Origin of the sequence: Burkholderia sp. Bp9090 (assembly GCF_003857985.1) — a bacterium.
Taxonomy (GTDB): Bacteria; Pseudomonadota; Gammaproteobacteria; order Burkholderiales; family Burkholderiaceae; genus Burkholderia.
Window position 1 is genome coordinate 1 of the sequence record NZ_QTPV01000044.1, and the last position, 26,380, is coordinate 26,380.

General features: G+C 63.1%; 20 protein-coding genes. 5 read left to right on the forward strand and 15 right to left on the reverse strand.

Features of this window, described 5'->3' with window-relative positions; all coding sequences use genetic code 11:
• Positions 1-187: 187 nt before the first annotated feature.
• The 10 genes from DIE16_RS29295 to DIE16_RS29340 all read right to left on the reverse strand — a co-directional run bounded on the left by DIE16_RS29295 (position 188) and on the right by DIE16_RS29340 (position 12,956).
• Positions 188-421, reverse strand: coding sequence for a flagellar transcriptional regulator FlhD (locus DIE16_RS29295; protein WP_044846956.1), 234 nt, complete (start codon positions 419-421; stop codon positions 188-190).
• A 215-nt stretch (positions 422-636) separates the two neighbouring features.
• Positions 637-5,118, reverse strand: coding sequence for a cellulose synthase subunit BcsC-related outer membrane protein (locus DIE16_RS29300; RefSeq protein WP_124893917.1), 4,482 nt, complete (start codon positions 5,116-5,118; stop codon positions 637-639).
• A gap of 1 nt (position 5,119) precedes the next feature.
• Positions 5,120-7,627: a cellulose biosynthesis cyclic di-GMP-binding regulatory protein BcsB gene (gene bcsB / locus DIE16_RS29305; RefSeq protein WP_124893918.1), complete on the reverse strand. Its 2,508-nt coding sequence runs from the start codon at positions 7,625-7,627 to the stop codon at positions 5,120-5,122.
• A 15-nt stretch (positions 7,628-7,642) separates the two neighbouring features.
• Complete coding sequence (gene bcsA / locus DIE16_RS29310; protein ID WP_124893919.1) at positions 7,643-9,868, reverse strand: UDP-forming cellulose synthase catalytic subunit; 2,226 nt, start codon at positions 9,866-9,868, stop codon at positions 7,643-7,645.
• Entirely contained in the window at positions 9,817-10,596 is a 780-nt protein-coding gene (gene bcsQ / locus DIE16_RS29315; protein ID WP_124893920.1) for a cellulose biosynthesis protein BcsQ, read from the reverse strand. The genes bcsA and bcsQ overlap by 52 nt, the downstream gene beginning before the upstream one ends.
• The gene (gene bcsP / locus DIE16_RS29320) at positions 10,593-11,018 is read right to left on the reverse strand and encodes a cellulose biosynthesis protein BcsP (protein WP_124893921.1); all 426 of its coding nucleotides are present in this window, start codon (positions 11,016-11,018) and stop codon (positions 10,593-10,595) included. The genes bcsQ and bcsP overlap by 4 nt, the downstream gene beginning before the upstream one ends.
• A gap of 45 nt (positions 11,019-11,063) precedes the next feature.
• The gene (gene bcsD, locus DIE16_RS29325; RefSeq protein WP_124646745.1) at positions 11,064-11,519 is read right to left on the reverse strand and encodes a cellulose biosynthesis protein BcsD; all 456 of its coding nucleotides are present in this window, start codon (positions 11,517-11,519) and stop codon (positions 11,064-11,066) included.
• Between the two features lie 281 nt (positions 11,520-11,800).
• A complete protein-coding gene (locus DIE16_RS29330; RefSeq protein ID WP_260434471.1) occupies positions 11,801-12,094 on the reverse strand; it encodes a flagellar transcriptional regulator FlhD in 294 nt (97 codons plus the stop codon).
• A 213-nt stretch (positions 12,095-12,307) separates the two neighbouring features.
• Positions 12,308-12,541, reverse strand: a complete 234-nt coding sequence (locus tag DIE16_RS29335) for a hypothetical protein (protein ID WP_124893922.1) — start codon at positions 12,539-12,541, stop codon at positions 12,308-12,310.
• 217 nt (positions 12,542-12,758) lie between these two features.
• Positions 12,759-12,956: a flagellar transcriptional regulator FlhD gene (locus tag DIE16_RS29340; RefSeq protein WP_044846963.1), complete on the reverse strand. Its 198-nt coding sequence runs from the start codon at positions 12,954-12,956 to the stop codon at positions 12,759-12,761.
• A 402-nt stretch (positions 12,957-13,358) separates the two neighbouring features.
• Here DIE16_RS29340 and galU point away from each other — a divergent pair, with 402 nt between their 5' ends.
• The 5 genes from galU to DIE16_RS29365 all read left to right on the forward strand — a co-directional run bounded on the left by galU (position 13,359) and on the right by DIE16_RS29365 (position 19,211).
• Positions 13,359-14,243 carry a UTP--glucose-1-phosphate uridylyltransferase GalU gene (gene galU / locus DIE16_RS29345; protein ID WP_124489822.1) on the forward strand — a complete coding sequence of 295 codons (885 nt, stop codon included), beginning with the start codon at positions 13,359-13,361 and terminating at the stop codon, positions 14,241-14,243.
• A 98-nt stretch (positions 14,244-14,341) separates the two neighbouring features.
• Positions 14,342-14,923 (forward strand): phosphatase PAP2 family protein, encoded by a 582-nt coding sequence (locus DIE16_RS29350; RefSeq protein WP_124893923.1) that lies wholly within the window; start codon positions 14,342-14,344, stop codon positions 14,921-14,923.
• A 176-nt stretch (positions 14,924-15,099) separates the two neighbouring features.
• On the forward strand, positions 15,100-16,365 hold the full coding sequence (locus DIE16_RS29355) for a glycosyltransferase WbuB (RefSeq protein ID WP_124893924.1): 1,266 nt from the start codon (positions 15,100-15,102) through the stop codon (positions 16,363-16,365).
• A 31-nt stretch (positions 16,366-16,396) separates the two neighbouring features.
• The gene (locus DIE16_RS29360) at positions 16,397-17,806 is read left to right on the forward strand and encodes a UDP-glucose/GDP-mannose dehydrogenase family protein (RefSeq protein WP_124893925.1); all 1,410 of its coding nucleotides are present in this window, start codon (positions 16,397-16,399) and stop codon (positions 17,804-17,806) included.
• Positions 17,807-18,062: 256 nt separating this feature from the next.
• Positions 18,063-19,211: a glycosyltransferase family 4 protein gene (locus DIE16_RS29365; RefSeq protein WP_124893926.1), complete on the forward strand. Its 1,149-nt coding sequence runs from the start codon at positions 18,063-18,065 to the stop codon at positions 19,209-19,211.
• A gap of 1,698 nt (positions 19,212-20,909) precedes the next feature.
• Here DIE16_RS29365 and DIE16_RS29370 read toward each other — a convergent pair.
• From DIE16_RS29370 to DIE16_RS29390, 5 genes are all read right to left on the reverse strand, one after another.
• On the reverse strand, positions 20,910-22,130 hold the full coding sequence (locus DIE16_RS29370) for a glycosyltransferase (RefSeq protein WP_124893927.1): 1,221 nt from the start codon (positions 22,128-22,130) through the stop codon (positions 20,910-20,912).
• A gap of 79 nt (positions 22,131-22,209) precedes the next feature.
• Positions 22,210-22,809 (reverse strand): putative colanic acid biosynthesis acetyltransferase, encoded by a 600-nt coding sequence (locus DIE16_RS29375; RefSeq protein ID WP_124893928.1) that lies wholly within the window; start codon positions 22,807-22,809, stop codon positions 22,210-22,212.
• Positions 22,806-23,963 carry a glycosyltransferase gene (locus tag DIE16_RS29380; protein WP_124893929.1) on the reverse strand — a complete coding sequence of 386 codons (1,158 nt, stop codon included), beginning with the start codon at positions 23,961-23,963 and terminating at the stop codon, positions 22,806-22,808. Before DIE16_RS29380 ends, DIE16_RS29375 begins: the two co-directional genes overlap by 4 nt.
• Positions 23,964-23,989: 26 nt before the next feature.
• Positions 23,990-25,240 carry a hypothetical protein gene (locus DIE16_RS29385; RefSeq protein ID WP_124893930.1) on the reverse strand — a complete coding sequence of 417 codons (1,251 nt, stop codon included), beginning with the start codon at positions 25,238-25,240 and terminating at the stop codon, positions 23,990-23,992.
• A 9-nt stretch (positions 25,241-25,249) separates the two neighbouring features.
• Positions 25,250-26,377, reverse strand: coding sequence for a glycosyltransferase family 4 protein (locus DIE16_RS29390; RefSeq protein WP_124893931.1), 1,128 nt, complete (start codon positions 26,375-26,377; stop codon positions 25,250-25,252).
• Between the last annotated feature and the right edge of the window lie 3 nt (positions 26,378-26,380).

Here is a 26,380-nt window from a genome sequence, read left to right on the forward strand (position 1 = left end):
CTTGCCGACCACACCGCGAATGTCATATGCCTTGAAGATGGATTGGGAGATCATCGATTCTCTCTGGGTTGCGTGCACGAAGCAGTCGGACCGTTGCGTGATCGCGCACTGCGTTCGGATTCAGGATGCCGTCACGGCGCGCGTACGTCCCTGCGTCCTGACGATGGTGAACCGTCGCGCAACGAACTCACGCACAGCCTGGCGCGAACTCGTCGCGAAACTCGCAAAACAGCTTGCCGCGCGTGGCGAGGTGGTCGATCTGGGCCAGTGTCAGCGATGCGATGCGCGATGCCGTCATTTCCGAGACGCCGAGTTGTCGTGTGGCCTCGCTCCGGTTGACGAGGAGCAGCCACTTCGCAAGCATGAGATACGATCGATTGAATTCCGCGATCGCATCGGAAATGTCGTGTTGTTCGGCCATGGTCGGTCTTGAAGGGCCAGCGCGTGTGCTTTGCCGGTCGATTCGCTTCGACCCGGTGGTTCGGCACTCGCCGGATTTTCGATGACACACTGTACGTCGCGAACGCAGCGCCGGACCGACAAAGCTCTGAACGGATCCGCCAGCGCGCGCCGGCGCGCGTACCGTGGCGTGCACGTCGATTCGCGCGGCATCGCCACGGCGCGATGCGGATCCGTTCAGTCGGCGTCGGCGAGATACGGCGACGTGAACGTGCGCGGCGGGAACGCCGGCAGGCCGCCTTGCGGCGTAAAGCTGTAACGGAGATAGACGGCCGCCGTCCACTCGCGGTACTGATACGCATTGCCGAATGAAGCCGCTCCACCGACGGCCAGCTGCGGCGCGACCTGGTATTCGCCGCGCGCGGCGAGCGAATACGCGATGCCCGTCTTGCTGCGCGCGGGATACACGGCCCCCGCGTCCAGCCCTACCGCCTGGCTGGCGGCGGCATTCGCGGCCGCTTGCGCCTGCATGCCGGAATCGAGCGGGAAATACGGCACCGCGTTCTGCCGGTAATGCTGCACGCCGAACGAACCGCTCAAATCGTACGCAAACGCGCCCGTTCGTCCCGCGTACTCGACCGGTATATTCAGGATCACGTATTGCTGCGGACTGAAATAGCCGCCCTGGCCGTACGTGAAATACGACTGGTTCTTGCTGAAGCGCATCCACGTCGCATTGACGCCCACGGTGAGCGTCCGGTCGGCGTCGCGCAGCAGGCGCGTATAGGCGCCGCCGCTGCCCTTGCCGGCGAAGTTGCGTTCGACGTGATGGCCGTCGTAGTAGTCGAACGCGCCCGCGACGTACGCGCCGCTGGTGCCGTCGTCCCAGCTCAGCGCGCCGCGCGCGCCGCTGCGCGTCACGCCGCCCCACTTGAGGCCGGCACTCGCATCGCGTGCGCCCGCGAACGACAGCAGGCTGTCGGTCACCGCGCGACGCGTGACGGCCAGCGAGTAGGCCGCCCGATCGGTGATCGCACCGTTGAAGCGCACGCCGCCGACCACATCCTGGTACGGAAACCCGACCGGCGTCGCGCCGATGTCGGCCTTCAATTGCTTGCCTTCGTAACCCAGGGAGAGACCGACGCCGCTCGCGGTTTCGGAACCCGGCGAGCCGCCGCCGGCCGACCTCGAGAGCCCCGCGCCGAACCGGGCGAGGGTCGGCACGTCGGTGGCCGAGTTGCCGCCGTCGAGCATGACCGGCGTGGCGGTCACGACGACGTGACCGTTGCCTGCCTTGATACGCCCTTCCAGCGGCGCCTCGATGTCGGTGAGGCCGGACAGCCCCGCCTCGCCCGTCCGGTTTCGGAACACGAGGCCGCCCGATGCCGTGCTGGCCTGCTCGCTGTTCACCTGGGCCAGTTCCGACGCGACGTCGAGCATCTGGGCGTTGGCGCCCGCGCCCGCATCCCGCTGCGGCGCACGGGCCACGGCCTCGCTTCCCGCATAGCCGGCCGGCGGCTGCGGGATATAGCGAGGCGGCGCATCGGCCTGCCCGTAGGCCGATGCAAGAACGGGCGCGCGCGCCGCGGCGACCTTCGTCCCGCCGCGGGCCGGCCGGCCCGGCCTGGCACCGGACGCGGCCGCCGGCGAACCGGTCGCCGCTGCGGCCCGCGACGCGGGCGACATCGGCCACGGCGTGGCGACGTAGCCGGCACAGTCGTCGTTCGGATCGGACTGCGCCACGCATCCTGCGGACGCCCCCGCCGGCGGTACGTCGGCGGCAGGCTCCCGATAGGGCTGATAGGACTGGTAGGACTGATAGCGCCGCGCGGTCGCGGGCCCGCCCGACTCGCCCGCGCCGGCGGCGGCCGGGCCATAGCCGCCGGGATCGCCGGGATCGGGCGTGACCGCCTGCGGCGGCATGGCGAGCGGCACCATGCGCGCGGCCGGCACGGCGGACGGGGTGACGTAGGTCGCGGGCGGCGCGGGAGGCATCGTATAGGGCACGGTCGGAGCGGAAGAAGACGGGGTGGACCAGGAAGGCACGCCTGGCAGCGGCGATACCGCGGCCCCGAAGCCGGTCGACGGATGAACGACATCGACGGCGGTCTTGCCTTCGAACGGATTGGTACCGGGCAGCGGGTTCGCGCCGATGCGCCGCATCGCGTCTTCCCAGCCGCGCGGCACGTTCGATGGCGCCGTCTTGCTGCCCGGCGGCGGCGTATTGGCGGCCAGCAGCGAACGCTGCAGATACTGCGCGGCGAGCGAAAGATTCCCCTCCGCGCGATACAGCCGGCCGGTCGCGGCAAGCAAGCCCGGGTCGTCGGGCGCGATACGCAGCGCCGTGGCCGCGAACGCTTCACCGTCGCGCCATGCCTTCGCGCTGCTCGCCGCGTAGATCGCCGCGACCAGCAATCCCGTATCGTCGGGCCGGCGGGCCAGCGCGACCCGATAGCATTTCAGCGCGTTCGGCGCGTCGCCGGCCGACGTGTACAGCCGCGCGAGCGCGGCCTGGAGTTCGGGACTGTCCGGCATCGCGGCCAGCCACGGCGCGATGACGGCGTAGCCGCCGGCGAGGTCGCCGGCCTGGCGCACCGCATCGGCCTGACGCACGACTATCTCGAGGTTCAGGCGTTCGAAGTCGCCGCGCTGCGCGGGCGACAGCGGCAGCGCGGCAAGCCGGCGCATCGCGTCGCTCAGCAGCGCATCGTTGCGCACGGTCAGCAGCGTCCGCGCGTACTGCAGCAGCAAATCGGCGTTGTCCGGCTCGCGGGCCAGCGCACGCTGCACGATCCAGAGCGCACGCGACGTGTCGCCGGCCGCCGCATAGCCCGCCGACAACTGCGCCGCGAGTCCCGGCACCGACTGGCCGATCCCCTCGGCGTCGTGCAGCACCCCGAGCGCCTGCGCGCGGCGGCCTTCGCGCACCAGCCGTGTCGCGAGTGCAACCTGCTGGCCCACCCAGAGGCGGTGCTGCAACGTCGTCATCGCCGCCGTGCGTTGCGCGGGCGCGATGCGCTCCAGCCGCTGCAGCCCGAGGCTCCAGTCTTGCGTCTGCTCGGCCAGCAGCGCGCCGGCATAGAGTGCGTCGGTCATGTCGGGCCGTTCGGCCAGTAATCCGTCCATCATGCTGCGCGCCGACGCGATCGCGCCTTGCCGCACGTACACGCGCGCCAGATCCAGCCGCAGCCACGGATCGTCCGGATTGCCGGCAAGCGCGTCCTCGAACAGGCTGCGCGCCGTGCCCAGATCGCCGCGCGCTTCGGCTTGCCGCGCCTGCGCGGCCTCGGCCGTACGACGCAACCGGTCGAGGCCGCCGGCCTTCGACTGCTGCTCGGCGCTCAGTTGCGTCGCGAACTGCAACGCTTCGTCGCCGCGCCCCTGCGCGGCCAGCGCGCCGACCAGACCGCGTATCGCGTCCGGGTTGTCGGACTGACGCCGCAGCGCCATCCGGTACGCCTGCTCGGCGCCGCGCGCATCGCGATTCTCCAGCAGCGCGTCGCCGAGCATCACCTGCGCGGTGACGTTCGACGGATCCGCAAGAATCGCGCGTTCGAACAGCGCCTTCGCTCGCGCGAAGTCGCCGTTGCTTTGCGCGCCGAGCGCCTCGCTCGTGTACGACCAGTACGTCGCACTGCCGAGCGCCGAGCGCCAGCGCGCCGCATTCCCGCCTCGCGACGCGCGCTCCAGATCGCTGCGTGCCTGCGCGAAGTGCTCCTGCTTCAGCTCGACGATGCCGCGGCCGCCCAGCGCGTCGCTGTCGTTCGGCGACGTGGCGAGCACGGCATTGAAGCGGGCGCGCGCCGTGTCCAGATCGCCGCGCTCGAGTGCCGCAAAGCCATCCTCGATCGCGTGGCCGCGCGCTTCGTTCGAGGCGCTGCGTTGATCGCCCTCGCGCGCGGTTTGGTCCTGTCGCACCATGCTGTCGTAGCGTGCCTTGACCGGCGGATCGTCGGGCACCACCTTCAGATAGGCGAGGTAGCGCGCCTGATCCGACGGCCTGGCCGCGAGCCAGAGCAGCGCCTGGCGCCAGCTCTCGCGCGCCGCTTTCCCGACTTTCGCGTCGGCGGACAACGACTCGAGCCGCGCGATGCCGTCGCGGCGCGTCGCGTCGCGATAGGTCAGGTGCTGCGCATACGCGAGTGCGTAGCGCGGATCGTCGGGGTTGTCACGCGCGAGACGCTCCAGGCCGCGGCGGGCTTCGGCCCATCCGCTCGGCGTCGCCGCGAGCGCCTGGAAGTACTCGAGCTGCAGCGCGGGCGACGACGGCGCGCCTTGCAGCGCGCGCTGATACTGTTGCGCGGCCAGCGCGCTCTGCCCCGTCTGCGCGAGGCGGCGCGCGTCGCTGATCTCGCCGTCGCGCACGCTCGTCTCGCCCAGACGCTGGCCCAGCTCGTCGGTCCGCGCGAAGCCGGGCGCGATCCGGCGCAACTGTTCCAGGTAGCGGCGCGCACCGTCGACGTCCTTGCGATCGGCGAGCACCATGCCCATGCCGAACAGCGCGTCGGGCTGATTCGGATCGACGCCCAGCACCTTCTTCCAGGCCTGCGCCGCGAGGTCGCCCCGGCCATGCGCCTGCCAGTATCGCCCCTGATCGACGAGTACCTTCAGCGGGTCGCTGCCGGCCGCCGCCGCGTGCGGCAGTGTCAGCGCGAGCAGCAGACTCGCGATACCGCCCGCGCGGGCGGCGCCGAGCCCGCGTAACCGTCGGTTTCGCATGTCACTCCTTCAGCCGGCGCGCCGCACGCGCACGCAGCAGACGATAGAAGAGCGCCGCCGCGACGAACGCGGCCAGCACGCTGAACAGCGCAAGCAGCAGCGGACGCCCCGACAGAAACCAGCGCAGGTAAGTGAGCGGCGGCAGCGCACCGACGTGATACGACGTTTCGTTCGACGTCACCGTGACGGTGCGATCGCGAATCACGACCATCGCGCCCTGGACCGACGTGAGCATGTCGTCGTCGAGCAGCGCGCGGCCGAGCGCCTCGTCCGCCTGCCCGCTCGCGCTGATCAACGCGACGGCGCTGCGCGTCTTGCGCAACGGCGACTCGAAGCCGGCGATCAGCGCGCGCGTGCCGTCCGAGACGATCGACAGGCCGGCGCGCACGCGTTCGCGCTCGGCGCCAGGCGACGGCGCCGCCTCGGCGCCGCCGAACAGGCCGCCGAACCGGCCGCCAAACAGGCCGCCGTCGCGATCCGTGCCGAACGGCATGCGCGCCGCCCAGCGGGTCAGCAGCGGCTGGGTGTCCGGCGCGCCGAGAATCAGCAGATCCTTGGACGCGAACGCGCCGACACCGGCGGCGTCCGTCACCGTCACACCGCTGACCGGATAGCCCGTCGACACGCCCATGCGCCCCATCGCGAGCAGGTACAGGCCGTAGACGTCCGCGCCCGGCTCGGCGGGCAGCACGACGGCCGTGTCCGACAGGTCGGCCATCCGCGTGAACGGAAAGCCGCTGTTCGCAAACGCGGCGAGGTCGGGCAGCGCCTTGTAGTGCGGAAACGACGACACGTCGATCGTCGAGTCCGGGTCGATCGAACCCGCGACGTTCTGCAGCAGCCGCCCCGTGCATCGGCCCATGTCCGGGATCTCGTAGAAGAAGTGCAACTGCAACGGCGTGCGCGGCGTGAGCAGCAGCGGCGGCACGTGCAGCGTCGCGCGGTCGATACCGTTGGCGACGAACGGCAGGTAGCGGCTCAGGCTCCAGCGCGACGTTTCCCGTGCCGGGATCGGCAACGCCTTCACGAACGTGTCGCCGACGCTCAGGTTGAGCGACGAACGGTCCGCGCGCAGCGTCGGCGTGTAGCGATAACGCAGGTCGATCGGCGCGCCGCGCGTATCCCAGGTGAACAGATCGGGGGCGACGCGCAGATCGATCCGGACGGCGCCCGCGTCGTAGCCGGACACGCTGAGCGCGCGCCCGTCGGCGAGTTCGCCGAGCCGCACCGGGCGCGTCGACGACAGCCAGTTCGGCGCGTCGTACGGCACGCGCGGCGCGACGTTCTCGAGCCGGCTCACCGTGGCATGCGTACCCGCAAGCGTCTTGCTGCCGAGCACGAGCGTGAGCGCGGCGACCTTCACTTCGTCCGGCGTGCGACCGAGCACCAGCAGCAGTTGGCCGTGAGCCGGCGCCTGCCGCTCGACGACGGCCAGCGTCGGTCCGTCGATCGCCGGCAGCGTCACGCCGTCCAGACGATCGTCGGCCGTCGCGAACACCACCGCGTTGCCCGATTCAGGCAGGCTGCCGGGCCGGGCAGGAAACCGCGCGCCGCGATACGAGGCCAGCGCGCCGAACCACGACGCGACGATGCCCGCCGCTTCCAGCGTCTCCCGCGGCGGTCGCGCGGCGAATGCGAACGGCAGCTCGAGCCGCCGGACGTCCCGCGAATCGAAGAACGGTGCGGGCAGGACGCCGAGTTCCGGCCGCTCCGGCAACGCCGCGTAGGTCAGCTCGAGCCGGCTCGCGTTGCTCACCGTTGCCCACAGCGACGAGTTGGCGGGATCTTCGCAGTCTTTCGTGTAATGACCGATCAACTGAACGTTCAGATGGTTGTACTCGGTGACGAAGCGCGGATCGATCGACACGTCGCGCGCAACCGTCATGCCGGCTTGAGCGGCCGGCAACGGCAGCGTCGCCGCCACTTCGCCGTTGATCAGCACCTTGAGCTGCGACAGATCCGGCAGCAGCGCGGGCGAGTAGCTGTAGACCAGATGCAGCGTCGCGCCCATGACGACCTCGTCGCGCCGGACGGAGAACGCGATGCCGTTCTGGCCGTCGGTGCCCCGCAGCTGCAGCGGATCGCGTGCCCCGAGATCCGCGAACGTCAATGCCTGGCGCCGGCCGCCGGGCACGAGCGTGCCGGGCTCGGCCGTGGTCGGCAGCATACCGAAGCGGCGACGCGCGGCGTCGGCCGCCGGCACCGGTTCGGCGAGCGGCGCGGGGCGCGCGGTGTCGGGCCCGACGACTATGGCCGGCGACGGCGGCGCCGCATCGCCCGACGACATCGCGCCGTCCGCCGCGCGCATCGCGCCGGGTGCCTGCATCCCGGCGGCCGCGGCCCAGCTGCCCGATGCGATGCCGCCCGCCATTGCCCAGAGCAGTAGCGACACCATCCTGCGCGACATGCGCGCATACCGGCCGACACGTGCAGGAACCGCGACAACCGCGCCCTGCGAAATGCACGCCTTGCGGCGCGTGCTGCCGCGCTGTCGCGACGCCCACGTCATTCTTTCCGCCTCATGCTATTTTTTTTCGTTGCTGCGGCCGCCACGCGCGTACACGCGCAGGTCCGCGTACAGGCGTGCGATCAGGCGAAGCAAGCCCTGCACGCCGACCTTCAACAGATGCAGGAACGCACGCAGCGGCGAATCGGGACGGCGGCCGTCCGTCCAGTCGACCCATGCGTCGGCTCGGGCAAAGGTCGAACTGACGAGATCGAACTCCTGCTGCTGCGACAGGCTCTCGAACCGGATGCCGACGCGCCCCGGTTCGACGTATTCGACCGTCGCGGGAAATGCGTACTCTTCGATACCGCGAAACAGCGATACCGTCACCGGTTCGCCACGCGGAATGCGCGCATCGTCGGGGACCGCCACGCCGATCCCGCCCTCCGAGTAGTCACGCGTTTCGCATGCCAGCGTCCGGCCATTCGCGAAGCGCAGCATGACCGGAATCCGCGCCGCGACACGATGGGACACGCGTACCTGCCGGCGCTCGTTCGCCGCCGCGACGGCGAGACCCAGAATCAGGATGTTGTAGGTCGTCCATGCCAGATTGAACGCCGTCGTCTGGACTTCGCTGCCGACGTGACGGTTGAGCGACAGGTTCAGGACGCCCACCGCGAGGCCGATCACGTTCAGGACCACCAGGCTCAGATACGGTTTCGACACTGCCCAGTCGAAGTAGCCACGGTCGATGCGTCCGCCCTTGGCCGTCACGTTGAACTTGCCCAGCCGGGGATTGATCAGCGCAAGCATCGTCGGCAGCGCGATGTACGACGCGAGCACGGCTTCGTAGACTTCGGCCCAGAACGAATGCCGGAAGCGGCCCTGCATCCGCGAGTTCGTCACGTTTGCATGGATGACGTGCGGCAGCGCATAGAGCGCAAGCATCGTGGCCGGGGCATGGATCACATGTGCGTCGAAGAACAGGAACGACAGCGGCGCGGTCAGGAACACGAGCCGCGGGATCCCGTAGAAAAAATGCATCATCGCGTTCAGGTAGCACAGCCGCTGGCTCAGCGTCAGTCCGCGCCCGAACAGCGGGTTGTCGATGCGGAATATCTGCGTCATGCCGCGCGCCCAGCGGATGCGCTGGCCGATGTGCCCGGTCAGGCTCTCGGTGGCCAGCCCCGCCGCCTGCGGTATCGCAAGATAGGCCGTCGTATAGCCGCGGCGATGCAGCTTGAGCGCGGTGTGCGCATCCTCGGTCACCGTCTCCGTCGCGATGCCGCCGATCTCCTCCACCATCGAGCGGCGCATCAGCGCGCACGATCCGCAGAAAAACGTCGCGTTCCAGAGATCGTTGCCGTCCTGCACCAGTCCGTAGAACAGTTCGCCTTCGTTCGGCACCTTTCTGAAAATGCCGAGGTTGCGCTCGAACGGGTCCGGCGAAAAGAAGTGATGCGGCGTCTGCAGCATCGACAGCTTCGGATCCCGAATGAACCAGCCTAGACAGATCTGCAGGAACGAGCGCGTCGGCACATGATCGCAATCGAAGATCGCGATGTATTCGCCGTCGGTGATCTTCAACGCTTCGTTGAGGTTGCCGGCCTTGGCATGGCGATTGTGATCGCGAATCGTCCAGTGCACGCCGACCGACTCGCAGAACGCGCGGAATTCCGGGCGACGTCCGTCGTCCAGCACGTGGATCGACAGCTTGTCGGTCGGGTAATCCAGCGCGAGCGCCGCGTAGATGGTCGGCTTGACGACGCTCAACGGTTCGTTGTACGTCGGAATGAACACGTCGACGCTCGGCCAATGCGCGCGCGACGCGGGCAACGGCAGCGGCTTGCGCCCGAGCGGCCACGCGGTCTGGAAGTAGCCGAGGATCAGCACCGCCGCCGCATAGACTTCGGCCGCCGCGAGCAGCGTGCCCCACACCGCGTCGAGCGGATGCGACCACACCAGCGTGCCGGACAATCTCCAATACATGTAACGGCCGGTGGCCACCACCGACAGCACGATCATGACGAGCGTCGCATAGCGTCCGCCCAGGCGACGGACCACCAGCGAACAGGCGATGCAGCAGGTGGCGAACACGAGCTGCCCGATCGCGTCGAGCGGCACCGTACACACGAAATACAGCGCCAGCAGCGTGCATGCGGCCACCGGCAGCGCGACGAACCAGCCGCTCCCGGGCAACGCATCGACGAACCGGTCGACCGCCGACGGCCGCGCGCCCTCCCCGCGGGCGCTCAAGCGATGCTCCGCGCGGTGTCGCGCCGTTCGAGCACGCGCTCGAGCCATGCACCGCACGCGTTCAGGTCGGCGGCGGCCTGCGAACGCGGGTCGTAGCGATTCACGGTCGTCCGGGACGCGAGCGATTCCGCGACTCCTTCATCGCGGTGAATCACGCCGCCGAACCGGGCCGCGCCGAGGCTGTCGCACAGCACGCGCAGCACATCGCGGCCCAACTCGCGCGACTGATCGACCTGATTGACCACGTAGCCGTCACCCACGAAATCCGCGCGGCTCGCGGCATACGCGTCGAGCATCCGCCGCATCTGCGGAATCGTTGCGTACGAGGCCGCATCGGCCAGCACGACCTTGAGCACGAAATGCGCGGCCGTCAGCGCGGCGCGCATGTATACCGAGGTGCCCGGCGGTGTATCGATGATCACGATGTCGTCGTCGCCGAGCCCGAGCGCGGCAAGCCCGTGCGCGAGCCACGACGGATCGCGGTCGAGCAGCCGCTCGAAGCGGCGCTGATCCGTTTCGCTGACCAGGCCGAATGGAAACACCGTGATCCCGTCGACGACCACCGCCGGCCAGTTCAGCCTGTCGAGCGCGGCATGGGCGAGCCCGTCGGTCATGTCGAGCGGCACGCCGAAATGCAGCTTCAGCGCATTCTGCGGATCGAGATCCACCACGCTCACGCGCCGGCGCCGCGACGCCGCCAACACGGCCGCGAGATTCGCCGCCAGCGTCGTCTTGCCGACGCCGCCCTTTGCCGAAGCGATCGCGACGATTTTCATGAGCGGCCGGTCCACACCGATGGCTTCTTCGGCGCCTCTCCCGTCGGCTCCGTGCGCAGCCGCTCGAACAACCGAACCAGCGGCTGTGACGGACCTTGCGTGTCCGTGCCATCCGATGCCGCCGGCCTGCCGACCAGCTTCTTCAGCGTGCCGGATGCTGGTTCCCGCCCGCCGTTATCCTGCGCGGACGCAGGCAACGCACGCGTGTCGGCCAGTACGATTTTGCGCAGGCTATCCGCGCCGTCCGGCGACCCTGCGCCCGGCTGCCCCTGCGACGCGCTCGCGCGCAATTCGACACCGCCGAGCAGCGGCCAACGCGCGCGGGCCACTTCGGCATCCGCTTCCGCACGTACTTCGTGATAGCGTCCGGCATCGCCGCCAAAACGCTTGAACAACGATTCGATATCCCGTGAAGTCGACATAGCGTGCCCATTGGTTGTCGCGGTAGTTCCGGCCGGCCCGGTCGCTCAGCTCTTTGCGCGCGCAACACGCAGCTCGATCCGCGAATCGTCCGGCGGCGCGACGTCCTGCGTCACGCGCAAACCGGTCGCGCCGACACTGTCGAACCAGCCCTGATACGCGCCTTCGAGGAAGGCGGAAGACCATGCGAGACAGCCGTCGCCGAACGCGCGCAACGGCGCGGCGTAATGAACGATGCGCAGGAAATCGTGCTCGTCGGACAGTTCGGCGTAACCCCACTGGATGTCGCGCCAGCGGGCATTCAATGCATCCGCGAGATCGTCCGTCGACTCGCAAGGGCCAAGTGGATGCGCGGCTGCGAAGCGCATGCCGATGCGCGCCATCAATTGCCTCAGCTCGTCCCGATCGAGCTGATCGGTGAATTCACCGGCCAATGCCTCCAGGAAGCCGCGCCATTGGATCGATACTTGGCGCTCGAGTAGATGCTCCAACATTCCCTGCATGGACGACGAATCCCCGGTGAAAGACAATTATCGGCGTGGCCGCATCGTGTGCTTCGCGTGCGGACATCGTGGCAACAGCGTTTTTGCGCATCGTAGCGAATCCAATTAGACGAATGGGATTTGATATCTAGCCGAAAAACGCCAAACTATCGGCCACTGCCGACAATTGACGGCTGCGGCCTCGGCGGGCGCCGAGCTGCGATCGGTCGCGGACAGGCAAGCCGGTATACGGCCAGGCTCGTGCGCGGCGCGACGCATGAAACGTTGGAAAGGTTGCCGTATCAGGCCCGGCCGGGCGAGGATTCCGCGCGGAATTCGCAGAACAGTTCGCGACGCTCGGCGAGTTCGTCGATCTGTGCCGGCGTCAATGCGGCGACGATCGCAGCCGTCTCATCCGACATGCCCAGTTGTTGTTTCGCCGCTTCGCGATCCGCTTGCAGCAAGCGCTGGGCAAGCGTCAGATACGAACGGTTGAATTCCGCAATCGCGTCGAAGATGTCGTCCTGTTCGGGCATGGGCGTTCCTGATTTTGGACGGTGATTGCATTCAGCCGGCCGCAGGGCGCGTATTGGCAATACGCGGAGTTTCGGCCCCGCACTCTACGTGTCGCGCACGGCGACGAGCGGACAAAACCTAGCGGTAATCCGCCACCTCGCGGGTTGCCCGTATTTCCGTTCGTGAATGCACGACACGACGGACCGGCGACATGCGGTTCGGCAAAGTCGCGTGAAGATCGCCGGCCCACCCAAATGCTTGCCGGAACGCGCAGCGCCGCCGTCAGATGCCTGCTATGCAGCCCGTATCACGCGCTCGCGCCAGAAATCGCCGCGGGCGCCGAAAATCTTGCTGCACCATTTGGTGCCGTCCCAATACACGGGAAAGCCGTACGGATGTCCCGGCCATCGGCCCTCACACCACATCGGTTCCGCGGGAGGATCGGTGCATGGAAGCCAGACACCGGCCCAGCCGGTGCGCTGCCGTTGTTCGGATATCGTCATGGTGTCTATGGTCGAATGCGTCATGGTGACTCCACTTTCGCCCTTCTGTTTGGCAATTGCGTTTCAACGCTAAATATATTTCGTTCGGTTCTTTTTCTTCCTTCGCATATAGCGGGACCGTGGCGCGTTTTCGTCCACGCATGCCGGAAACTCGACGGCTCCCGGCAGCGGGGCCACCATCGCAATCCGGCCCGCACATTTGCCAGCAGGTGTTGCGACGAGACGACGCCAGCGTTGCCAGCTACGGCTGCGATCCGCGGCCGACCAGCGCTTCGATCTCGGTTGGCGTCAGCGCGATGATCCGTGACGCGATCTGATTCGAGATGCCCAACTCGCGTGCCGCGACCTCGCAATCGATCTTCAACATCTGCTGCATCAGTTCGAGATAGGCAGGATCGAGTGCGCCCAACGCCCGGCAAATATCATCCTCTTCCGTCATCACGCTCTCCTAAAGACATGCCCGTGAACGCGATGCATCGGCACACACTCGCATCTGCAAAAATCCGACCGGGTTCCGGGCTTTCGCTTCGAACCGTATCCCAACCAAGCGAACGCCTGTCGACAAACGACAGCCGTCATCCGCTATATAACGCCGAGCCGGCCATTTGCACACTGTTTCAAAATAATTCTTGCGCCAACGTATGGTTTCGCAATCAACCTGTCGGATTCGTCCAAGATTCAGTCGCCGCTTTATTTCCGAACACATTAGGATTTCCCGAATCGCACGTGCGCGGCCGAGCAATTGCGTCCTGTGCGACTTCGAATCTCTTGTTGCGTCCGGACACCGACATCGCACCTCGACGTTGTCTGCTCTTCATTCCGAACTCATGGAATTACCACTATGTTGAAAGTGACGAAAGCCGTCTTTCCGGTCGCCGGCCTGGGCACGCGGTTCCTGCCGGCCACCAAGGCCAGTCCCAAGGAAATGCTGCCGGTCGTGGACAAACCATTGATCCAGTATGCGGTCGAGGAAGCGATCGAAGCGGGCATCACGGAGATGATCTTCGTGACCGGCCGCAGCAAGCGCGCGATCGAAGATCATTTCGACAAGTCGTACGAGATCGAGGCGGAGCTCGAGGCACGCGGCAAGGACAAGCTGCTGTCGCTGGTGCGCAGCATCAAGCCGAGCCATGTCGACTGCTTTTACGTGCGCCAGGCCGAAGCGCTCGGGCTCGGTCATGCCGTGCTGTGCGCGGAGAAGCTCGTCGGCGACAATCCGTTCGCGGTGATCCTCGCCGACGATTTGCTCGATGCCCCGAAGCCGGTGTTACGCCAGATGATCGACGTCTTCGATCACTATCACGCGTCGGTCATCGGGGTCGAGGAAATCGCTCCTGAAGATTCGAAATCCTATGGCGTGATCGACGGCAAGCGCTGGGAAGACGATCTCTTCAAGCTGTCCGGCATCGTCGAGAAGCCCGAACCGGCGAATGCGCCGTCGAACTTCGGTGTCGTCGGCCGTTACGTGTTGAAACCGAAGATCTTCGAGCATCTCCGCGGGCTCAAACCCGGCGCGGGCGGCGAATTGCAATTGACCGACGCGATCCAGTCGCTGCTCACCGATGAACAGGTGCTCGCGTATCGCTACGACGGCACGCGCTTCGATTGCGGCAGCAAGCTCGGGTACCTGAAGGCGACGATCGAGTTCGCGCTGCGGCATCCGGAGGTTGCGGCGGACTTCGAGCGGTATTTGCTTGCGCGGATGTCGGAACAGCTGGTCGTCTGATGCCGATCGTGCGCCGCGGTGACGCGCGGCGCGTCGCGTTGCCGGCTTTTCATCCCACGAGCGATCGATAACTCCGTTTCGTCCAGCGAGGACCGGACATGTGGCTCGCTATCGGCAACCTCGGTGAAGCGGCGCTGACGCTGCCGCTTGCCGCCATCTGTTTCGCGTGGCTCACTCGTTCGATGTATGGCTGGCGCATTGCGTTGTCGTGGGTCGTGCTGCTTGCCGTCGCGATGCTCGCCGTCGGACTGACGAAAGTTCTCTATGCCGGATGCGGGTTGCAGATCCGCTCGATGAACTTCCGCATGATCAGCGGGCACACGATGCTTGCCGCGACTGTCTGGCCGATGGCGTGCCTGCTGATGCTGCACGACGGGTGGAACGTTCGCCCTGGCCCGGCGCTGTTGCCGGGGCTCGTCCTCGCCGCGACGATCGGCGTTGCACGCGTACGCGACGATGCACATAGCGCGTCCGAGGTGATCGCGGGGTGGATGCTCGGCGCGCTCGTTACCGTCGTGTTGCTGAAACGATGGACGGACGCACCGATCCTGCCGCCGGCCATGCGTCCGCTCGCCGTGGCTTCGACGCTTGCCGTGTCCGCCGTCGCCTACGGATATCACGCACCGATTCAGGCGGCGATCGAGATGTATTCGCCGCTGGTTTGCACGCGTCTTTTCTGACGACTGTCTGCCGCATCGGGTAACGCTGCCCGCAGCGTGCAATCTCGCCCACGATTCGCACGGCCGCCGCAGACGATTGGCGGCACCGATCAACATTCTGTCGGACTCGCACGATAAGCATTACCGACAATGCGCTTATAACGCACCGCACCATTTTTATCTTTCGCTGGGAGCCGATGAAGATCCTCGTATACGGCATCAACTACGCGCCCGAGCTGACCGGCATCGGCAAGTACACCGCCGAAATGGCGGAAACGCTCGTCGAAAAAGGCCATACCGTGCGCGTCGTGTGTGCACCGCCGTACTACCCCGAATGGCGGGTCGCCAGCGGCTACTCGGCGCTCAGCTACTCGACCGAACGCCGCAGCGGCGTCGCGCTTTGGCGCGCACCGTTGTGGGTTCCGTCGCGACCGAGCGGTGCGCGCCGCATCGCGCATCTCGCGAGCTTCGCGCTTTCGAGCTTCCCCGTCATGCTGCGGCATGCGTTCTGGCGGCCCGACGTCGTCGTGTGCATCGCGCCGAGCCTGCTGAACGCGCCAGCCGGCTGGCTCGTCGCACGGTTGACCGGCGCCCACGCGTGGATCCATATCCAGGATTACGAGGTCGATGCGGCGTTCAGCCTCGGAATGCTCAAGGGATCTCTGCTGAAGCGCGCCGTGCTTGCCATCGAGCGTACGCTGCTGAAGCGCTTCGATACCGTGTCGACGATCTCCGGGAAGATGGTCGAGCACGCGCTGCGCAAGGGGATTCATTCGAGCAAGCTCGTGCATTTCTCGAACTGGGCCGACACCCACTCGATCTATCCGCTCAAACGGCCGAGCGAGCTGCGAACGGCGTTGTACATCTCTCCCGCCGCGACGGTAGTGCTCTATTCCGGCAACATGGGTGCCAAGCAAGGGCTGGATATTCTCGCCGACGCGGCCCAGCGACTCGTATCGCGCGACAATCTGGTGTTCGTCTTCTGCGGCAACGGGCCGGCGCGCGCCGAACTCCTCATGCGCTGCGGCGGCCTCAGCAACTGCCGCTTCATCGAGCTGCAGCCTATCGGCCGGCTCAACGAGCTGCTGAACCTGGCCGACATTCACGTCCTCCCGCAACGCGCCGACGCTGCCGACCTCGTCATGCCGTCGAAGCTGACCGGGATGTTCGCGAGCGGACGGCCCGTGATCGCGATGGCGAGCCCGGGAACCGAGCTGCATGACGTGGTCGCACCGCGCGGGATCGTCGTGCCGCCGGGCGATCCCGAAACGCTTGCATCGAGTATCGACGCGCTCGCCGCCAATGCGGCCGAGCGCACCCGCCTGGGACAGGCCGGGCGCAGATTCGCCGAGGCCGTCCTGTCGCGTGACGCGGTGTTGAGCGAATTCGACACCAGGTTGCGCGCATTGCGCCCCGAGCCGTCCAATGCCGACGTGTCAGGCGCACGGCATCCGGATTTTTGAACCCGCAATCGATTCCTCTCCATACGGCAACATGAAAATCACCATCATCGGTACCGGTTACGTAGGCCTCGTGACGGGCGCATGCCTTGCCGAAATCGGCAACGACGTGTTTTGCGTCGACGTCGATCAACGCAAGATCGATATCCTGAACGGCGGCGGCGTACCGATTCACGAACCCGGCTTGAAAGAGCTGATCGATCGCAATCGTGCGAGCCGCCGGCTGCAGTTCTCGACCGACATCGAAGCCAGCGTCGCGCACGGCGACATCCAGTTCATCGCGGTCGGCACGCCGCCCGACGAGGATGGCTCCGCCGATCTGCAGTACGTGCTCGCCGCCGCGCGCAATATCGGACGGTATATGAGCGGGCCGAAGGTGGTGGTCGACAAGTCGACCGTTCCGGTCGGCACCGCGCTGCACGTGCACGATGCGATCGCAACCGAGCTGACCCGCCGCGGCCTGCGCCACGAATTCTCGGTCGTGTCGAATCCGGAGTTCCTGAAGGAAGGCGCTGCCGTCGACGATTTCATGCGGCCCGATCGTATCGTGATCGGCACCGACGCCGACGAGGCCGGCGAGCATGCACGCGAACAGATGAAGCGGCTGTATGCGCCGTTCAACCGCAATCACGAGCGTACGCGCTACATGGACGTGCGCTCGGCGGAATTCACCAAGTATGCGGCGAATGCGATGCTGGCGACGCGGATCTCGTTCATGAACGAGCTCGCGAATCTTGCAGATCGCGTCGGCGCGGATATCGAAGCCGTGCGCCGGGGGATCGGGTCGGATCCGCGGATCGGGTATGACTTCCTTTACGCCGGTGTGGGTTACGGTGGTTCGTGTTTTCCGAAGGATGTGCGAGCGCTGGTGCAAACCGCTGCCGAGTATGGGCAGTCGCTGCGCATTCTGGAAGCCGTCGAGGCGGTCAACGATGCGCAGAAGAAGGTGCTGCTCGAGAAGATCTCGGAACGCTTCGGGGATGACCTGTCGGGGCTCACGTTCGGGGTGTGGGGACTCGCGTTCAAGCCCAATACCGATGACATGCGCGAAGCGCCGAGCCGTGAGCTCGTGGTTGGGCTTCTGAAGCGTGGTGCGAACGTGCGTGCTTATGATCCTGTTGCGACGGATGAGGCGCGGCGCGTGCTTGCGCTCGATCTGAGCGATGATCCGGCCGCGCATTCGCGACTCGAGTTCGTGACGACGTCGGAAGAGGCCGCTGCAGGGGCCGATGCGCTCGTGATCGTCACGGAGTGGAAGGTGTTCAAGAGCCCGAATTTTGCGGCGCTCGTCGAGTTGCTCAGCGAGCCGGTGATTTTCGATGGGCGGAATCTTTATGAGCCGGAGACTATGCGGGAGTTGGGGGTCGAGTATTACAGTATTGGGCGGGCTGGTGTGCGAGGAGTGTCTGAGGCAGTTAGGACGCTGAGCGTGGCAAGGGCGTGAACGTGCAACTTCTTGGCTTGGGGTCTACATCCAGACCTCGAGCCAGCAACTGAAGTGAACTCCGTTCAGGGAACTTAAGAATAGCGGTTTTTGGATCTAAAACCGGACACTGTGTGCAGCGCACCATACAGATAACCCACTTGTTCATAAGGTCCTGTTGCCAGCAGGACCGATACAATTAAATTTTTATAAATTCAATGAATAAATCCCGCCGCCCATTCTAACCTAACAAAAAAATTTTGCGGAGCATCGAATCATGAAGGTTAGTGTAGCAGTTTGCGGTCGCTTCCACTTCCACAACTACATTGAAAATCTAGATAAGTCCGGAATTCTAGATACATTTTACTACTCCCACAAAATACATAATTCCGCGTTCTCGCTGGCGCGCGGCCGCGCTGTCAATGTTTGGGCAAAGGAATATGCCGTCCGAGCACACGCGAAAATGCTAAAGGGACGGTTGAATGACTTGCTATATCCGGCATATCACGATCTTTGGCAACTTGGAGTACGTCTGAATTGGCGGCCGACTCAAGTGCTACACGTCATGGCGCACGGCACATCGCGACAAGTTGTCAAGACCGCAAAACGTGAAGGCTCTATCATAATCGGCGAGGTTGTCAATACACATCCAATTTATCGTGACAACATTCTCACCATGGAGGAGAACAAGCGAGGGCTTCCACACGTCAACAGAATTAATCGACAGCAAAAGAGATTGATCGAAGAACTAGAAATGTACGATTGCGTACTCGCGCCGTCAGCGATCGTACGAGATTCATTCATTCAGCAAGGGGTATCGGCAAGCAAAATAAAAGTGATTCCATATGCCGCCAATGTGAAAAGATTTCACCCATTAAATCAACGCGAAAACTCGAAAGATCGCTTCGATATATTGTGCGTCGGACAAATCAACTTGCGAAAAGGCCAGCTTTACCTCCTGGAGGCCGTCAAGCAACTCAATAACAAGCGCTTTCATGTCACTCTGATCGGAAAAATTGATCCTCAGATCAAATTCTTACTGGAGCCATATCGGCATCTCTTCACGCACATTCCACACGTTGATAACGCACAACTCAACGAGCACTATAATTCGGCCGATCTCTTCGTGCTGCCCTCCCTTGAAGAAGGTTTGGCGGTAGTGCTATGCGAAGCTTTGGCTACAGGACTCCCCATCGTCGCGACACGCGAATCCGGAGCTGCGGAGATCATCGAACATAACCGTAGCGGCAAAATCATTCCGGCCGCTTCCACCACCGAACTGGCCAACGCAATAGACGAGATGGCTAGCGCACCTGAAAGGCTCAGGGAATTTTCTCGTCAGGCAAGCCTCGCCGCCACCGATAATCATAACTGGAACCAATACGTTGAAAAACTGGTCGGCGTTTACTCCGAGTGTCTGGGATAGAAGCAGCAAATTACGATGAGCAAGCCTTCGACGTCAAAATTCTACTAAATCTAAATCTTTGCAGCGCTTTCGACGAAGTTGAAGTCGCAGTCCCGCATCTATTCATGCATTGCGTCGATACATCACCTACCAGATTGCTGAAATGCCGTTTTCCGTGGTGCTGGAAAGCGGTTTTCAGGGACGGTCTACCCCTCGGCTCATACAGAAGTGTCAGGGTTACGGCGGCCGTGTAATGCTCATGGAGTGTTAGCAGCGACATGAACCTTTTCGGTCCAAGGCAGATGGCCTTCGCGTCGGGTTCGCCATCGTCACTGCAATCGGGGAACCGCCCAGTTGTGCGATCAAGCGAAGCACCTCGTTGAGCTTCGGCCGGGCCGGCTACTTGGCCTCGGTGAGCAAGTACGCGCTGTGACCGTTTGGCCTTTGTCTGCCGGCAACTCGATGCGCCGCAGCCGCACATGCTGACGTACTTGGCGGGCCTTCACCCCGTGACGCGAACCCGCGGTAAAAACAATCTTTCCGATCGCCTCGCCTTCGCTCGCAGCGCTCCACGGCTTCGCCCCTTCGGGCAGCGCGCGATCATGGTGCGAGCGAATCAGCCAGTCCCTCGGCATATCCAACTGCTGCGCTCGCGCCCTCAGCACAATCATGTCCGCCTCGCGAGCAGCGACGTAGCCAGACTGCCGATCACTTGATTCATTCACCAGGGCGAGCGGTATACGTTGCTTCTGCCAAGCGTACCGTGGTCACCGTAAAGCGAACCAGAGTACGAAGCACGATACGACACTGAGGCCGCCGTATTTTTCCGCGCCAAGCCCTTTCCCTGATTACTTTGTCCGGCGTAGTTAGCAACACGCGTGGCGGATTCTGGCGAGAGCAATCGCTCCACCGGCGTTCGGCTGTAACCTTCCGACGAGTCAGCGAATTGCTTTCCACCAAGCTCCTCACCGAGATTCGCGCTATACCGCTCGTCGTAATCTTTCGGTGCACCGAGCAACGGGTTTGCGGGGGCCCGGGAGGTACTTATTGAGTTCCGTGCCTGGCCGCTGCTCGCCGAAGCTTTGCCATTATTGCGGCCAGGAACACCTGTTGGCCTACCATCAATTCCGTGTGCAGCTCCCAACTGCGGAGATGTCAATGTCCCCGCAGGCATTGCAACATTACTCCATTGGCGTCGCGTTTGCCCTTTATTTGATCCACTTTGTGCGTTTACCGCCGTACCGTTCGCCAAGAAAATTCCAAGCGTTAGGAAAATGCAGGAGATTTTCTTACATATGTGCATATTTTTTCCGCTGCAAGTAAACCGAATTTTCTCTTCCACTCGGAGTGATGATCAGTCTCAGCCCGGTTGCGGGGTTTTCATAAACCGATTATTTCGATATGTCTGCTTGCGTGAGATGGCAGCCCGTATGAAGCATAACGTACGAGTGTAATGATGCGTAATCTAGCGTGAGGCTAGGGCTTGATCCCTATCGCCGAGTGGCAGCTAGGTATGAACCATGTGACCCACTATTCAGAAGCGTGTCCCATCGCATCCGGTGCAGCGACGCGGCATATTTCTGCATGGTGTCCGATTATGAATGGCGGCGTCCGCCTAAATCTTGGCGGAATCCGTCGCCTGCCTGCTATTTTTCGCTGCGTCCGGTGCATCGGTGGTTTGCGCTCGAATTCGACCTGACCGATAGACGGAAGACGTTCTTAAACAGCCCCGTCTACTACCCACTCCGGCCTCTCCCCTTCCGCAAGCAACCAGCGATACACTGCAGCCATCCGTTCCGCGATGCTGCGCCAGATAAACCGCTCCGCGACCATCATCCGTCCGAGCTCCCCAATCTCGCTCAGTGTTCTCTCATCCGCCGCGCCGAACTTCACCAGAAACTGCTTGATCTTGTCGACATCCGCCCCGATTCTGAACGCCGCCCCGGCATCAAATCCTTCCGGCAGATTGCATGCGTCCGTCAGTGCGCACGGCACGCCTAGCGACCATGCTTCCAGCGGGACCATTGGCAGACCCTCGCTGAACGACGGCAAGATCAACCCTTGACAGGCCGCATAGGTCTGCTGTTTCGCCCCACCGAATTGCGGCCCAATGAATCGAACCTGGTAATCCGCTCCCCGTGCCTCGACGATCTGATGCAAGTGATCGATATAAGCCTGGTCCCCCCAGCCGCCGACAATCAGCACCAGGCGCGGGTCCAGCGTTCCATCCTGAAACGTCGCTTTCCACGCGAGCAAAAGATTGTCCAAGCCCTTCTTTGGATGCAAGCGCCCGAAATACAACAACAACCGTTTGCCCTCAAGGTTATCGCTCCACCACGACGGCTTCGTTCGCACCTCCGTCTGGGGCATATGCACACCGTTCGGTATGATCGCGATCGGCTGTTCGAACCCGGCTGCGCGAATGCCGCGCGCCTCCTCCAAACTCAGTGCATGAAAGCAAGCAGCGCCCCGTAAATGCGCGCGTTCATAACCGGTCAACGCGATCCACTTCTTGATCTTGGAGCGATTCAGAATCCAGCGATCCAGCATTCCGTGCGGCGAGATCAGGTACGGCTTGCCGTATCTGCGCCGCCACGCAACAACATCCGCCGATGGGTGCATCCAGATGCCGTGCGTATGCACGAGTTCCGCTCCGGAACTCAACAGGGCCTGACGCATCGCGGGAGCAAAACCTATGGATTTCGGTCCCAGAGGCTTCGAGGTAGTCAGCGGAATCGCGCCCCACTCCGCACGATCCTCCAGTGTGTGGTTATCTTCCAAGCCGAAAACATGCGGCGAGATCCCCGCATCGGGCAACTGCAGAACCAACCCCCTAACTGCATCGAACAAGCCGCCGGCATTGCGTGACACTGACGAGGTTACAACGGCAACGTTCGCAACTGGCGCGCGTTCGCCGATTGCTTTGACTGTTAACCCCATACTTTTCACAAGGCACCTTTATATCAACAATTTCGATACGTTCGACCCCAATGCGGAATTCGAATCATCTATCAAGCGATCATTGCGACACCCTGCGCCTGACCGGTCGACAAGGGGTTCCGACGCAAATCATCCCTTCGTCCATATCCGAAAACACCGAGCTTCGTGCGCCAACGATAGCGCCGCGGCCGACAGTCACACCTGGGGCGACGAATACATCCGAGGCTATCCACGCCTGTTCCTCGATGCGGATCGATCGGCTGCGAATTGCGAAGTCAACACGAGTAGGATCGTGATCACCAGCACACAAATACGAGCGCTGCGAGACAACCGCGTGCGCACCGACCTCGATCGGACCCAAGCTGTATAGCACCGCATCGTCCCCGATCCAGCTGTGATCGCCTAGCGTTACTTTCCATGGGTACGTCACCACGGTCGTCGGTCGGACCAGCACGCCCTTCCCGACTCGCGCGCCGAATAACCGCAATAGGAATCGCCGCCAGCCATACATGAATTGCGGTGATGCCCGAAACAGGATCGACTGGCAGATCCACCAGAGTTGAACGATCACCATGCTGCGTCCTCGGAAGCCGCTCGGTACAGCAAAGCGACTCAAATCCTGATAGGTCGATCGATCGCCAAGGCGATCGGAATACTCTGTCTCGGTGTCGTGCGTCATGCTTCGATCACTCTATCAACGATATCCGCCAGTCTCTGGCCCAAACTCGGCGAGTTGAGCTGATGATATTTCGCAAACGCACGCGAAGCCGTGTTGCGAACGATCTCCGGCGGCAAATTCCAGATCTCGGTCAAAGCCGCTGCCAACGCATCCGCCCCGCCGTCCTGAGCATAGAGAAATCCGGTCTCGAAGGGCTCCACATTTTCCGGCTCAGGGCCCATGTGCATCGGCAGCCGGTCATGCACCAGGGGCGGCAGACTGAGGCCGAACATATGTACGACGCTTAAGCCGGCAGCGCCCGGATAGCAGCCAATCCGGCACTTTCTGCTGATCGCGGCGATCTCGCCGTCATCGAAAATCCCTCCGTGCCAGATCACGTGAGCTCTCCCCGCATACTTGTCCTGCAAGCGGGCTCGTTGCTCGCCGTCACCAACGACGTGCAGCACAATACAATGTCCCTCGCTCACGAGCGCTTCCACGGCCTGGATCAGGATTTCTACGTTGCAGCCCTCGCGCAACCTCCCGACGAACAGCACGCCTTGTTCGGTACCAGTCTTCTCCGACGGCGAGACCGTCCGTTCGACCATGAGCGAATTGCTCGCGACGGTAAGCTTCGATGGCGGGCAACCAATGCGCTCGAGTGAACGCTTCGATACCTCCGCGTAGCAGACGTAATGTGAGGAAAGTGCGACCGCGGCGCGATAACAAAGGGTACGCAACAGGCCAGGTTTCTCGTAACGGTAAAGTCCTTGTCCGTGAATCACCATCGGAACGCGCGTCAGACGACCAACGACCAATGCCAGCCACAACGAAACGTAAGTCACATCGGCGAAGATGAACACAGCTGCCGGCCGCTCGCGCATGATGCGCGGCACGACCCTTGTCTGGATTTTGACGCGCTTGCGAAACACATTGTTGATCGGCGTTTCGACGAACTCTTCGCATTCGGGACGTTCGCGCGAAAACCCTCGCGACTCGACCCCGACGGAACTCGCGAAGACCTTCACGTTGAAGCGTTGTCTGAGCGCCACGATAACCTCAACCCGATATCGGGCAATCAACGGTTGCACGTAATAGACCGTATGCTTCAACGCAAACTGAGTGGCTGTGCCCGCGCCGTTATCACTCCGATTCGATGTTTTGTGGTTCGTCACTGTCCCGTCCAAATGATCAACTCGACTCACGAAACCCAACAATCCACTTCGTCGAAGGTCCAGTTCTGCGATGTAGCAATCGCATTAACGACGTTGCGTCCAAAAGCCCCCGGCGTATGTGCCATCGCGAACGCACGCAGCCGCCCCGATCCGCTCATCGCGGCCACGCTGTCGATAAGGCTTGACCAATTGAAACGCACCTCGCCCGGTCCATCCGTGACAAAATCGTTCCAACGAACGCCTAGCAAGTAGCGCTCTCGATAGTGTTCAATTAGTCCGTAGCCTGCCGTCACAACCGGCACGCCAGCCTGCGCCGACTGAATCAACACACCGCTCATTCCACTGAAGTTCTCGTAGCACAACCACGCCACGTCTGCGCAGGCGAAGGCCTGCCCTTCCTCAAGATCCGTCACGAAGCGATCGACAGAAATAACCTGGTGTTTCCGCTCCGGCCGACGCTCAAGATACTCGGCGATCATCCGCTTCGCTTCCGCATTCTGTGCGCCCATCATCAGCACACGGAAATGCGACGGCAGATCTGGTGCGTCAAACAACTTCAACAGCTTCGCAAGCCCTTTGCGAGGGCTAACCGAGCCATACAGCAAGATCACGAAATCGCTGGGCGAGAGGCCGTGAATCAAACGCGCCGCCGATCGTTCTGCGGGTTGCCTGATGAAGGACACGTCGGGAACGTAGCGAACCTTAGCGGAATGGCGCTTCATCGTTCGGCCGACAAATTCGGCTAGCGGCTCGTCGATCGATGTCAGCACGGCAAGATTTCGCGTCTTGAGCGCACGGTCAAAAAAGAACTTGTTAACAGTATCCTGCTTGCCGTGCTCGCCGATAATGCCGGACGCCGCATGATGAAACTTTGCAGCCAACAACATCCCGCCGAACGGCGTATCGCCGAATGGTGATCCAAACCAGCCGATCACCTTATCGATGTTGTTGAAGAAAGGCACATATACGAAATCAATCTTCTCGTACCCGGACACGGTTCGATAGCCCGCCTCAAACGCACGAATCCATCGGTACTGCAAGCGGAACAACTCGAACCGACCCGTCCCCGCTGGCGGCACGTCTGGCATCGTTGCGATCTTCAACCGGTCGCCGAATTCAGACAACAGCGCTTTACATGCGTCGTGACGCGTAGCTTCGGTGCTGGTCAGCATAACGACCTTCAGTCCACGGGCAAGCGCCTCAGCCACGATCAAGCGAACGTACAGCACCATACGGTGACCGGTCGCGTCAGGTTCGACAATCATCAATGTCGCCATTCCGTTCCCCTACGCACGTTCTGTCCTGAAGTCATTACGCATCAAGATCTGCTTGAAGAGATCAAAATACCGTTCGGCTACACGTTTAACGGAAAAAGCGCTGAGATCCCGCTTGAACCGCGTCTGATGCGTGATGAATGATTCGATCGCCGCCGCGTAACTCACGCTGTCAGACACAGGAATACATCGGATTCCTTCAAACCCGTTCAGCTTCGCAAACGCATCGATATTCGACGCGACGACCGGAATGCTGCTGGCTAGCGCCTCGATCATTGCAACGCTGTGTGCCTCGCGCAGCGAGGGCATCAGGTAGACATCCGCCGCGGACAGAAGCGAAGGCACGTCCGACCGGCTGCCCAGCCACAAGACATGGTGCTCGAGACTCAGTTCGGCGATTGTGTCGACCACTTCCTGGCGATACTCCTCGGTCTCCGTCAGGCCGGCGAACCAAAGCACGACATCGTGGCCAGCGTCCACGAGCCGCTTGAGCGCCAGTACGCTGGACACTTGCCCCTTCACTCGCGCAACGCGACCGACTTGCAACAGAACTATCTGTTTCTCACCCGCCTGCAAGGCACGGCGCAGCCTGTAGCGCTCGGCCGGATTGAAACGAAAACGATCAATCTGCGTACCGTTCGGAATCGTCTCGAGCCGGCCCACGCTACCGAATCGCTTTCTGTAGTTGTCGCGAGCAGTGTCGGTCACGGTTACAACCGCCGCCGCCGCGAAGCGCAACAGATATTCTGAAGTACGCAATCCTGCATTCGAATAGTCGTCGTTCGTCGCAGAGTGCAGCACGCTGACGACCGGAATGGAAGCGCCCGACAATCTCGCCACCGCCCGGGCATACGCGGCCGGAATCACTGAATGCGCGACGACAATGTCCGGCTGGAATTCGCGGTATGCGCGGTTGATCAAGCGCAATCGCTCTAGACGTCCAGACACATGTTGCGGGCTCGTGTACCAGACACCCCGTTGTACAAGCGGATCAATAATTTTCTCGAAATCCGGATCGGCCGGATTTAACGCCGCGATGCCCGTGACTGCGCCATGCCCGGCGTGTGCGTCCGCCAAGCTGCACGCAAGGACTTCCGCGCCTGAATGCCGTGGCGTCAAAACAATATGGAGAATTCGCATGGC